Raw genomic sequence first — 11771 nt, 5'->3', positions numbered from 1 at the left:
GCCCCAGGAGCGGCCGGCATCGGAGCCCGGCTTTGACGCAAGCCGGGCCGCGGAACGGCCGGCGGCATCAACCGGGCTGGACGCAAGCCAAGTGCCCGATGCGCCGAGGCGCCCGACCCTCACCACCGCAACGGTCCCCGACGAGGGGCAGATTATGCTCGCGCGACAACTGGCGGCCAGCGCCTCGACGCTTGACGAGCTGCGCCAGCACATGGCGGCCTTCGACGGCTGCAACCTCAAATTCACCGCCAAGAACCTGGTCTTCGCCGACGGTAACCCGAATGCCGACCTGATGCTTGTCGGCGAGGCGCCGGGCCGCGACGAGGACCTCGAAGGCCTGCCCTTCGTCGGCCGCTCGGGACGGCTGCTCGACCGCATGCTCGCCGCGATCGGCCTCGACCGGACTTCGGCCTATATCGCCAATGTCATCCCATGGCGTCCGCCGGGCAACCGCACGCCGACGCCGCACGAGACGGAGATCTGCCGTCCGTTCATCGAAAGGCAGATCGAGCTGGTCAACCCGAAAGTGCTGGTCAATCTCGGCGGACCTTCCGCCAAGACGTTGCTCAACACCACGGAAGGGATACTCAGGCTGCGCGGCAACTGGCGTGTCCACACGACCGCGTCGGGCACCGCCATTCCGGCGATGCCGACACTGCACCCGGCCTATCTGCTGAGGACGCCGGCGCACAAGAAGCTGGCCTGGCGGGATTTTCTCGAGGTGAAGGCGAAGCTGAGAGCGTTGGCGTAAGCGCTTCCCTTCTTCCCTTGTGGAGAAGGAGATGGCGCCAATTACCTCCCAGGTAATTGAATTGCTCCCCTCGCCGCCTTAGTCCTGCTGCCATGACAACGTCCGAAATCTCCGCCGGAAGCCTCATTCGCGAATGGCGCACGCGCCGGCGCATGAGCCAGCTCGACCTCGCCATGGAAGCCGACATCTCGCAGCGGCATCTCTCCTTTGTCGAAAGCGGCCGCGCACAGCCGTCGCGCGAGATGGTGCTGCATCTGGCCGAGCAGCTTTCGATCCCGCTGCGCCAGCGCAACCAACTGCTGCTCGCGGCGGGCTTCGCGCCGAGCTTCAGCGAAAGGCCGCTGACCGATGCGACGCTGGCGCCGGCGATGGCCGCGGTCGAGACGGTGCTCAAAGGCCACGAGCCCTTCCCGGCGCTCGCGGTCGACCGGCACTGGAACCTTGTTTCCGCCAACGCCGCGATCGGCCCGTTCCTGGCCGACGTCTCGGAGCCGTCGCTGCTCAAGCCGCCGGTCAATGTGCTGAGGCTCAGCCTGCATCCTGGCGGCGTCGCGCCGCGCATCGTCAACCTCGCGGAATGGCGCGCGCATCTCCTCGAGCGGCTGAAGCACCAGAACGACGCCACCGGCGACCCCGTGCTGATCGAGCTGGAGAAGGAGCTGCGCGGCTATCCGTCCGGGCTGAAGAGCAGCCGGCCGGCGCCGGTCGAGCCGAGCGGCATCGTGCATCCGCTCAGGCTCGCACATGGGGATATGGTGCTGTCCTTCATCAGCACGATCACTGTGTTCGGCACACCGCTCGACGTCACGCTGTCGGAGCTGGCGATCGAGTCCTTCTTCCCCGCCGACGAGCAGACGCGGACAGTGCTGGTGCGGCTGGCGAAGGAGCGGGCAACGGCTTCGTAGACTAAGGTCCTTATTTTGATGCATGTCGTTATCCTAGAACCGCTGCACACTTCTGGGTGACATTACCCCTGCGGCGGCGTCGCCCTCCGCGTGCGCGTGCGCTCCAGGCCCAGTTGCCGTTCGCGCCAGATGATGAAGATGCCGGCGGCCACCACGATGACGCCGCCGATCAGCGTGTTCAGCGACGTTACATCGCCGAAGATGAGATAGCCGACCACGACGCCGAGGATCATCGAGGTGTATTCGAAGGGCGCCACGACCGAGGCCTCGGCGTGGCGGTAGGCGGCCGTCATCAGGATCTGGCCGAGACCGCCGCAGCAGCCGGCCATGACAAGCAGCGCGGCTTGCATCGGCGTCAGCGCCTGCCAGCCGAAAGGCAATGTGAACAGCGCCAGCACGCTCGCCGTCGAGGAGAACCACAGCACGATCGTCGCCGTCTTCTCGGTCTGCACGAGATTGCGCACCAGAAGCATGGCGACGGCGGAGATCGCAGCGGCGATCAGCGCCGCCATGACGCCCAGCACTTCCTGATCGTCGAGCGCCTCGTCGGAATTCAACAGCGTCAGTTCCGGCCAGGAGATGATGAGCACGCCGACGAGACCGACGGCGACCGCACTCCAGCGATAGACGCGGATCGTCTCACCGAGGAAGACCGAGGAGAACACCACGACCAGCAGCGGCTGGGCATAGTTCAGCGTGATCGCTTCGGGGAGCGGCAGCCTAGTCAGCGCAAAGAAGCCGAGTCCCATGGCGCCGACGCCGACGACGCCGCGCGCGATGTGGTTGAACGGCCGCTTCGTGGTGAACGCTGTGGCTAGCTGCCCCTTGAACGACAGGAAAGCGACGATCGGGAAGATGGCAAAGAAGGATCGGAAGAAGACGATCTGCCCGGCGGGCACGTCGCCGGCCGCCTTGATACAAGTCTGCATGCCTACGAAGACCGCCACGGAGACGATCTTCAGCGCAATGCCGCGCAGCGTGTCGTGGCCGACGGCATGATCGACGGTCATCTTGCCTCGTGACGATGGTCGGAAACGAAGCCCAGAAATAGGCCCCGGCGCAGTTTTGTCGAGTGACCATTTCGTGTAAAGAGCGCGGACTTCAAAATTCTTGGGCCAGCAACACCCGCTGTCCGCCCGAAATCGGCAGGAAAACCAACGGAATGCGCACCGATACCGGCCATGTCTTCAAACTCGAAGACTACCGCCCCAGCGACTATCTCATTCCACGGATCAATCTCGATTTCCGCCTGTCACCGGATGCGACCCGCGTCATTGCCGTGCTCACCATCGAGCGGCGCGAAGGCGTCGCCGCTTCCGCGCCGCTTGTGCTCGACGGCGACGGGCTGACGCTGCTCGGCGTTGCCATCGACGGGCAGACCCTCCCAGAGGCCGATTACCAGGCGACGCCGGACCAGTTGACCATTCCGACGCCGCCGCCCGAGCAGCGCTTCGAGCTTCGCCTCGAGACCGAAATCGCGCCGTCCAGCAATGAAGCGCTGATGGGCCTCTATCGCTCCAACAATGTCTATTGCACGCAATGCGAGGCCGAGGGCTTTCGCCGCATAACCTATTTCCTCGACCGGCCGGACATTCTGTCGGTCTACACCGTGCGCATCGAGGCTCCGCATAACGAAGCGCCGCTTTTGCTTTCCAACGGCAATCCTGTCGAAAGCGGCACGCTCGCCGACGGCCGGCACTATGCTGTCTGGCACGATCCCTTCCCGAAACCTTCCTATCTCTTCGCGCTGGTGGCTGGCGCGCTCGGCAAGGTCGCGGGCAGCTTCACCACCCTATCCGGCCGCGAGGTCGAGCTCGGCATCTATGTCGAGCCCGGCAAGGAACGGCTCGCCGGCTACGCGATGGACGCGCTGAAGCGCTCGATGAAATGGGACGAGGAAGCCTTCGGCCGCGAATACGACCTCGACGTCTTCAACATCGTCGCCGTGTCCGACTTCAACATGGGCGCGATGGAGAACAAGGGCCTCAACATCTTCAACGACAAATACGTGCTGGCCGACGAGGAGACGGCGACGGACGCCGACTTCGCCAATATCGAAGCGATCATCGCGCATGAATATTTCCACAATTGGACTGGCAACAGAATCACCTGCCGCGACTGGTTCCAGCTCTGCCTGAAGGAAGGGCTGACGGTTTACCGCGATCACGAATTTTCCGCCGACCAGCGCTCGCGCGCGGTGAAACGCATCATCGAGGTGCGCACGCTGCGCGCGCATCAGTTCCCCGAGGACCAAGGGCCGCTGGCACACCCGGTCAGGCCGCGCCGCTACCGCGAGATCAACAACTTCTATACCGCCACCGTCTACGAGAAGGGTTCGGAAGTGGTGCGCATGATCCGCACCATCCTCGGGCCGGAAGCCTTCCGCGCCGGCATGGACCTCTATTTCGAGCGGCATGACGGCGAAGCGGCGACCATCGAGGATTTTCTGAAAGTGTTCGAGGACGTTTCGGGCCGAGACCTCGCGCAGTTCGCGCTCTGGTACCACCAGGCCGGCACGCCGAACCTGACGGTGAGTTCCTCCTACAATGCCGCGGCCAAGGCGTTCACGCTGGAGATCGAACAGTCGGTGCCGCCGACGCCGTCGGAAAGCCGCAAGCGGCTGATGCACATTCCGCTGGGCTTCGGCCTGGTCGGCGCCGGCGGCAAGCCTGTCACTTGGGCAGCCGTCGACGGCGCCGCCGTCGAGGACGGCGTCATCCATATCCGCAAGCGGCGGCACACGGTGCGCTTCTCAGGCGTTTCGGAGCGGCCTTCGGTGTCGCTCAACCGCGGCTTCTCGGCGCCGATCACGCTCTCGGTGCAGCAGAAGGCCGACGACCAGTTCTTCCTCGCCAGCCATGACAGCGACTCTTTCTCGCGCTGGCAGGCATTCAACACGCTGCTTACCGACGCGCTGATCGCTGCCTTCCGCCAGGTGCTGGGAGGCAAGAAGCCGGCTTTCGTGGAAAGGCTCGCCGAGCTTGCCGGAAGGAGCGTTGGCGATGAGAGGCTGGAGCCGGCCTATCGGGCGCTGGCGCTATCGCTGCCCGGCGAGGCCGACATCGCGCGCGACATCGGCAAGGGCATCGACCCCGACGCCATCTTCGTCGCCCGCGAGGCACTGGCGCGGACGATCGCCGCCGCAAACCGCGAGGTCTTCTCGGCGCTCTACGACAGCCTCGCCGACAAAGGCCCATTCACGCCCGACGCGGCGAGCGCCGGGCGGCGGGCGCTGCGCAACGTCCTGCTCGATTACCTTTCGCTGCTGCCCGAGGGCGCGGCACTTGCTGCACAGCACTTCAACGCCGCCACCAACATGACCGACCGCGCCGCGGCGCTCACCGTGCTGGCGCACCGCCACGCCGGCTCTCGCCAAGCGGAGGAGGCGCTGGCGACCTTCGAGGCGAGGTATCGCGGCGATGCGCTGGTGCTCGACAAATGGTTCCAGATCCAGGCCGGCGTGCCCGGCGCGCAGACCGTCGAGAAAGTGCGCGCGCTGATGCAGCACCCCGCCTTCTCGATCGCCAATCCCAACCGGGTGCGCTCGCTGATCGGAACTTTCTCCAGCGCCAACCAGACCGGCTTCCACCGCGCCGACGGCCAGGGCTACCGCTTCTTCGCCGAGACCGTGCTGGAGGTCGAGAAGCGCAATCCGCAAGTGGCGGCAAGGCTGGCGACGGCACTGCGGTCCTGGCGCTCACTGGAACCGGTTCGGCAGAACAAGGCAAGGCAGGCGCTGCTGCAGATCGCGAGCGCCGAGAACCTGTCGGCCGATCTGCGCGACATCGTGGAGCGCACGCTGGCGTAGCGGTGGAGCGCCAATCTCCCCCTCGTGGGGAGATCAGCAGTTGCGACGAATTTCAATCAACTTTTAATCTTTTTTGGCCGCGCCTCTGGACAAGGCGAATCACCTTTGATTCCTTACTGACGATTCGGGCGTGCGGCGTAGCCGGGTCGTCAAGTATGCGGCAAATCGGGGAGTGCCATTTATGGCCAAGACGGACGCGTGGGGCGCGCCCGGAGGGAAGGCTTTTGCGCGTCGCGAGGCAAGAGGCGACGGGCTTGCCGGCAATGCGCGCCTGATCGCCGAGCCCGCCTACCAGCGGCTGGTGGCGGCGGAGCCGCTGCTGCGCCGCTCGATCCCCGCGCTGATCATCATCTTCCTGATCGTCATCGCAGCACTTCGCTTCCTGTCGCTGGTGAACGACCGGGACGCGGTCGAACGCGACGCCAAGGCGGTGCTGGCTTTGGCCGCGGGCCAGATGGCGCAGGCGATCACCGCCGACCCGAACGCGGCCGGCGCCAATGCCATGGATCTTCTGGAAAACACCAGCCGCCAGGGCGCCATGGGCCGCAGCCATGTGCTGGCCATCACCGACGGCGCCTTCAAGATCATCGCGGTGTCGCCATTGTCGACCGGCTGGGAGGGGCGCTCGCTCGACAGCCTGGTGCTGGGCGGCCAGCCGCTGTTCATGTTCGGCGACCGCGCCGGCGTGATGGATGTCAGCATCGGCGGGAAGGACTGGCTTGGCGCCGTCAGCCTTACGGGCGACCGCAAGAACGCCGCGGCGGTGCTAGTGCCCAAGGAGGCGGTGTTCGACGGCTGGCGCAAGACGGTGTCGCTCAACGTCACCCTGTTCGTTCTGACGGCAGGCGTTCTGATCGTCATCCTCTATGCCTATTTCGGCCAAGCGGCGCGCGCCCAGGCAGCCGATCGCATCTATCTCGAGGCGCATCAGCGCATCGACATGGCGCTGGTGCGCGGCCGCTGCGGGCTATGGGACTGGGACATGGTGCGCGGCAAGATGTACTGGTCGCGCTCGATGTACGACATGCTGGGCTATGAGCCGTGCGATACGATGCTGTCGTTCGGCGAGGTCGACGAGATCATCCATCCTGACGACGGCGATCTCTTCGAGCTCGCCAACCGCATCGTCGAGCGCGAGATCGACCATATCGACCAGGTGTTCCGCATGCGCCATGCCGACGGGCAGTGGGTGTGGATGCGGGCCCGCGCCCAGGTGATCGACCCGGAGGCGCCCGAGATCCAGCTGATCGGCATAGCCGTCGACGTTACCGAGCAGCGGCACCTGGCGCTGCGCTCGGAAGCGGCGGACATGCGGCTGAGGACCGCGATCGAGAACATCAACGAATCCTTCGTGCTATGGGATGCCGCCGAACGGCTGATCATGTGCAACTCCAAATTCCAGAAGGACAACGGACTCTCGGACCGCGACGTGGTGCCGGGCGCAACCCGCGACATGCTGGAGGAGCGCATGCTCGCCTTCGCCTCGGAGCGCAGGCTGGCCAACGCCAATGGGCCGCATGGCGGCATCACCATTGAGAGGCAACTGGCGGACGGCCGCTGGCTGCAGGTCAACGAGCTCAGGACCAGGGACGGCGGCATCGTCTCGGTCGGCTCCGACATCACCCAGATCAAGCTGCACCAGGAAAAGCTGGTCGATAGCGAGCGGCGCCTGATGGCGACGATCCACGATCTCAGCCTCGCCCGCCGCGCCGAGGAGGAACGCGCCAAGGAGCTGGTCGAGCTCAATCGCAAATACATGAAGGAGACGGAGCGCGCCGAGGCGGCCAACCGCGCGAAATCCGAATTCCTCGCCAACATGTCGCATGAATTGCGCACGCCGCTCAATGCCATCATCGGCTTTTCCGAACTGATGGAACAGCGACTGTTCGGGCCGCTGGGTTCCGAGCGCTACGAGGAATATGCCAGCGACATCAACGGCAGCGGCAAATATCTGCTGGGCGTCATCAACGACATACTAGACATGTCGAAGATCGAGGCCGGCCAGTTCTCGCTTGACCGCGAGGAGATCGACCTCTGCCCGCTGATCAAGGAAACGGTTCGCGTCATCTCGCTGCAGGCGGCGGAAAAGTCGATCACGGTGGAAACGCGGATCGCCGACTCGATGCGGCTCTACGCAGACCGCCGCGCGATCAAGCAGATCGCCATCAACCTGCTCTCCAATGCGGTGAAATTCACTGGACAGGGCGGCAAGATCACGGTCAGGGCGCGCAGCGCGTCGGGCGCGCTGGTTCTCACCATCGAGGACAATGGCTGCGGTATCCCAAAACAGGCGCTGAGCAAGCTCGGGCGGCCGTTCGAGCAGGTTCAGAATCAGTTCTCCAAAAACCATACCGGCTCCGGCCTTGGGCTGGCCATCTCGCGCTCGCTGGCCGAACTGCAGGGCGGCGCGCTGAAGATCCGCTCGACGGAAGGCGTCGGCACCATCGTGTCGGTGCGCATCCCGCTCAAGAAGTCGCCGTCCACGGTGAAGGCGGCGGCCTGAATTACGGCCTGGAGTTTCGAAATGCCGGCGCGAAGGAATGAGCCGTGGTTATTCCCGCGAGGTCGGCGCTCCCGCACGAAGCAGACGGTCGAAATCCTTGCGGACCTTCCGCGACGTCTCCTTGAGATGTGCTTCCAGCACGGCGAAATCCGGCAGGTCGGTGACCGCCAGAAGCAAATCCGAAAGCCCCGGCGGGACATCGTCCCGGTGGAACTCGCCGGTAAGGCAGAGCCTGATCATCTGGGTCAGGGCCAGATAGAGCCGCCAGGCCTCGCAAAGCTCCTGCCTGACATCGGCTGCAGCGAATTGCGGCCCCAGCCGCGCCAGCACATCCGCCGTCGCCGTCACCCGGCGGCCGGGCTCGATAGCGCCGGTGATGACCGCGACCTGGGCGATGAATTCGAGGTCGATGAGGCCGCCAGGGATCAGCTTGATGTCCCAGAGATCGCGCGGCGGCTTTTCCTTCTCGATCAGGACGCGCATCTCCGCGGCTTCCGCCTTCACCTTGGCGCCGTCGCGCGGCTGGGCGAGCACCACCGCGACATCCTCCTCGACCTCGGCGCAGAGTTCGGCATCGCCGCCGATGGCGCGGGCTCTCGCCAGCGCCATGTGCTCCCAGGTCCAGGCGTCCTGGCGCTGATATTTCTTGAAGGCATCGACATGGGTGGCGACCGGCCCCTTGTTGCCGGAGGGGCGCAAGCGAAGATCCAGCTCGTAAAGCACGCCTTCGGCCGTCGGCGCCGAGACGGCGGCGATCAGCCGCTGGGTCATGCGGGTGTAGTAATGCGAGGGCGCCAGCGGCTTCTCGCCGTCGGATTCCTCCGCATCCAAATCGTGATCATAGAGCAGGATGAGATCGACATCGGAGCCGGCGGTCAGCTCGCGGCTGCCGAGCTTGCCCATGCCGAGCAACGCCACCCTGCCCCCGGCAACGCTGCCGTGGCGCAGCGCGAACTCGGCGATGACCGCGTCGAGCGCCGCCTCGATGGTGAGATCGGCGAGGTCGGAGAAGGCGCGCCCCGCCCGCGCCGGATCGATCGAGCCGGCAAGCAGCCGCACGCCGATCAGGAACTTCTGCTCGGAGGCGAAGATGCGCAGACGGTCGAGCACATCTTCATAGGCGCGGTCGCCCTCGATGAAGGCGGCAAGCCTGGCGGAAAGATAGGCGCGGTCCGGCAATTCGGTGAGCAGCGCCGGGTCGAGCAGGCCGTCGAAGACGTGCGGCCGGCGCGTGATGATGGCGGCGAGCCGCGGGGCGGCGCCCATGATCGTCGCCATCAGCTTGAGCAGTGCCGGATTCGACTGTAGTAGCGAGAAGAGTTGGATTCCGGCCGGCAGACCGGCAAGGAACTCGTCGAAGCGGACCAGCGCCTCGTCGGCGCGGCGCGTCTGGCCGAAGGCTTGCAGCAGCGCCGGCGTGAGCTCGGTCAGACGTTCGCGCGCCTCTGCCGATTGCGTCACGCGGTAGCGGCCGAAATGCCAGCCGCGGATGACGCGGCAGATGTCGCTCGGCCGCTGGAAGCCGATGTGATGCAAGGTCTGCAGCGTGTCGGGATCGTCGACGTCGCCGGTGAAGACCAGGTTGCCGACGCCGGCCGACAGTTCGGGTGCCGTTTCGAACAGCGCCGCATAGTGGCGTTCGACCTGCTGCAGCGAGGCGCGGAAGGCTTCCGCAAACTCCGCCTCGCCGGCAAAACCCAGCATCAGCGCAATGCGCTCCAGTTCCTCGTCCTCCTCCGGCAGGATATGCGTCTGCTCGTCGGCCACCATCTGAATGGCGTGCTCGACACGGCGCAGGAACCAATATTGCCGGGTGAGCGCATCGCGCGCATCGGCGGTGATCCAGCCGCGCGCGGCGAGCGCACCCAACATCGGCACCGTCTCGCGGCCGCGCAATTCCGGGAAACGGCCGCCGGCAATCAGCTGCTGCGTCTGGACGAAGAACTCGATCTCGCGGATGCCGCCGCGGCCGAGCTTGACGTTATGACCCTTCACCGCGATCTCGCCATGGCCCTTGTGGGCATGGATCTGGCGCTTGATCGAATGGACGTCGGCGATCGCGGCATAGTCCATGTATTTGCGCCAGACATAAGGCTGCAATTCCTTGAGGAAGGCGGCACCCGCCGCAAGGTCGCCCGCCACCGGCCGCGCCTTGATCATGGCGGCGCGTTCCCAGTTCTGGCCGCGTGCTTCGTAGTAGCGAAGTGCGGCCTCGACCGGGATCGCCAGCGGTGTCGAGCCGGGATCGGGACGGAGCCTCAGATCGGTGCGGAAGACGTAGCCATGCTCGGTGCGGTCCTGCAGGATGCGCACGAGGCGGCGGGTAAGGCGCGAGAACAGCTCCGTCGCGTCCAGCGGATCGATGACGGCCGGCGCCTCCGGATCGAAGAAGACGACGAGATCGATATCGGAAGAGAAATTCAGCTCGTGCGCGCCGAGCTTGCCCATGCCGAGCAGGACCCAGCCCGAACCGTGCGCGGGATCTTTTGGATCCGGCACCTTGAGCTTGCCCTGCCCGTGCGCGTCCAGCAGCAGGAAATCGACCGCAGCGCGCGTTGAGGCATCCGCGAGGACGCTTAGGCGGCGCACCGTCAGCGCGGTCTTGGCCTCGCCGGAAAGGTCGGCGAGCGCGATCAGGAAATGCGCTTCGGCCTTCAATTGCCTGAGCCCCATCATCAGGCTCGATTCCGAAACATTCTCGGCCCGTGGCGAGCGGCCGATCACCTCGCCGATCTCGTTGAGCCGCGCTTCGATCGTCTTGTCGAACAGTGCATCGAGAATGGCTGGACGGCGACGCGCCGCATCGCGCAGGAACGGCGACAGGTCGAAAACGGCGGCGAGCAGATCCTGCAGCGGCCCCCCGCCGGTTAGGAATGTCGCCAGACGGGAAAGGCCGTCTTCCCCGGCGGCGTCCGCGATCTCGGACAATTCCCGCCGGGCATGGTCGCCATCCAGCGGGCGAAGCGCCAGCGTCGGGCGGAGTTGCCATTCGGTCTCGATCTTTTTCTTTGCCATCCTCGCCGCCATCAATGCGTCTCCCGTGCCGGGAAACTCATGACAACGGACAATCCGGGATTGGCGGGCAAAAGATCAAGCCTGCCATTGTGGAAAGTCATGATCGCCTTGGCGAGGCTGAGGCCCAGGCCCGAACCCGGCTGCGAACGGCTCTTTTCCAGCCGCACGAAGCGCTCGGTGGCCCTGGCGCGATCGGTATCGTCGGGAATGCCATGGCCATTGTCGGCGACGGCCAGCTTGACCTCGCCGCCGGCGCGCTCCAGCGTGACGCGCACCTTCGGGCTCTCGGTGGCGTCGGTCGAGTATTTGATTGCGTTGTCGACGATGTTGGACAGCGCCTGGCCGATCAGCTCGCGGTTGCCGTTGATGGTGATGGCTTCCGGCACCGTCGCTTCCAAGGCAACGCCCGCTTCCTCCGCCACCGGTTCGTAAAGCTCAACGACATCGCTCACCGTGGCGGCGAGATCGACCGGACTGGTCGTCTCGGAGGAATAGCCGGCCTCCAGCCGCGAGATCATCAGGATGGCGTTGAAGGTCTTGATGAGCTGGTCGGACTCGGCGATCGTGCTCTCCAGTGCCTGGCGGTAGTCTGTCGTCTTGTGCTTGCCGGCGAGTGTCGCCTCGGCGCGGTTGCGCAGCCTGGTCAGCGGCGTCTTCAGGTCGTGGGCGATGTTGTCGGAGACCTGCTTCAGCCCCTCGTTCAGCATGGCGATGCGGGCGAGCATCGTGTTGAGGTTTTCCGACAGGCGGTCGAATTCGTCGCCGGCGCCGGTCACCGGCAGCCGCCCG

Annotated in this window: 7 protein-coding genes; 4 read left to right on the top strand and 3 right to left on the bottom strand. The window is 65.4% G+C overall.

What is annotated here, in order from left to right; translation table 11 throughout:
- Both DH10_RS35620 and DH10_RS35615 read left to right on the top strand, forming a co-directional pair.
- On the top strand, window positions 1-751 hold a 751-nt coding region (locus DH10_RS35620), incomplete at its 5' end, for a uracil-DNA glycosylase (protein ID WP_192385937.1).
- Between the two features lie 92 nt (window positions 752-843).
- Entirely contained in the window at window positions 844-1656 is an 813-nt protein-coding gene (locus tag DH10_RS35615; protein WP_192249082.1) for a helix-turn-helix domain-containing protein, read from the top strand.
- A gap of 62 nt (window positions 1657-1718) precedes the next feature.
- On the opposite strand, the gene DH10_RS35610 is transcribed toward DH10_RS35615, so the two are convergent.
- Complete coding sequence (locus tag DH10_RS35610) at window positions 1719-2666, bottom strand: DMT family transporter (protein WP_192249079.1); 948 nt, start codon at window positions 2664-2666, stop codon at window positions 1719-1721.
- Window positions 2667-2818: 152 nt separating this feature from the next.
- On the opposite strand from DH10_RS35610, the gene pepN reads away from it, so the two are divergent.
- Both pepN and DH10_RS35600 read left to right on the top strand, forming a co-directional pair.
- The gene (gene pepN / locus DH10_RS35605; RefSeq protein WP_192249076.1) at window positions 2819-5464 is read left to right on the top strand and encodes an aminopeptidase N; all 2646 of its coding nucleotides are present in this window, start codon (window positions 2819-2821) and stop codon (window positions 5462-5464) included.
- Window positions 5465-5645: 181 nt separating this feature from the next.
- Complete coding sequence (locus DH10_RS35600) at window positions 5646-7967, top strand: PAS domain-containing sensor histidine kinase (RefSeq protein WP_192249073.1); 2322 nt, start codon at window positions 5646-5648, stop codon at window positions 7965-7967.
- Between the two features lie 48 nt (window positions 7968-8015).
- Here the strand turns inward: DH10_RS35600 and DH10_RS35595 are convergent, their stop codons facing one another.
- Both DH10_RS35595 and DH10_RS35590 read right to left on the bottom strand, forming a co-directional pair.
- Window positions 8016-10982: a bifunctional [glutamine synthetase] adenylyltransferase/[glutamine synthetase]-adenylyl-L-tyrosine phosphorylase gene (locus DH10_RS35595; protein WP_376774857.1), complete on the bottom strand. Its 2967-nt coding sequence runs from the start codon at window positions 10980-10982 to the stop codon at window positions 8016-8018.
- Between the two features lie 11 nt (window positions 10983-10993).
- The coding region (locus tag DH10_RS35590; RefSeq protein WP_192385936.1) for a sensor histidine kinase at window positions 10994-11771 on the bottom strand (778 nt) is incomplete at its 5' end.

The organism is Mesorhizobium silamurunense (assembly GCF_014843825.1).
GTDB classification, from domain to species: Bacteria; Pseudomonadota; Alphaproteobacteria; order Rhizobiales; family Rhizobiaceae; genus Mesorhizobium; species Mesorhizobium silamurunense.
The sequence above is the reverse complement of the archived record's forward strand: the minus strand, read 5'-3'. Positions and strand labels throughout refer to the sequence as shown.

Coding starts and splice junctions, on each gene's coding strand:
- DH10_RS35615 (WP_192249082.1), top strand. CDS start 844: ATGACAACGTCCGAAATCTCCGCCGGAAGCCTCATTCGCGAATGGCGC.
- DH10_RS35610 (WP_192249079.1), bottom strand. CDS start 2,666: ATGACCGTCGATCATGCCGTCGGCCACGACACGCTGCGCGGCATTGCG.
- DH10_RS35600 (WP_192249073.1), top strand. CDS start 5,646: ATGGCCAAGACGGACGCGTGGGGCGCGCCCGGAGGGAAGGCTTTTGCG.
- DH10_RS35595 (WP_376774857.1), bottom strand. CDS start 10,982: ATGGCAAAGAAAAAGATCGAGACCGAATGGCAACTCCGCCCGACGCTG.
- pepN (WP_192249076.1), top strand. CDS start 2,819: ATGCGCACCGATACCGGCCATGTCTTCAAACTCGAAGACTACCGCCCC.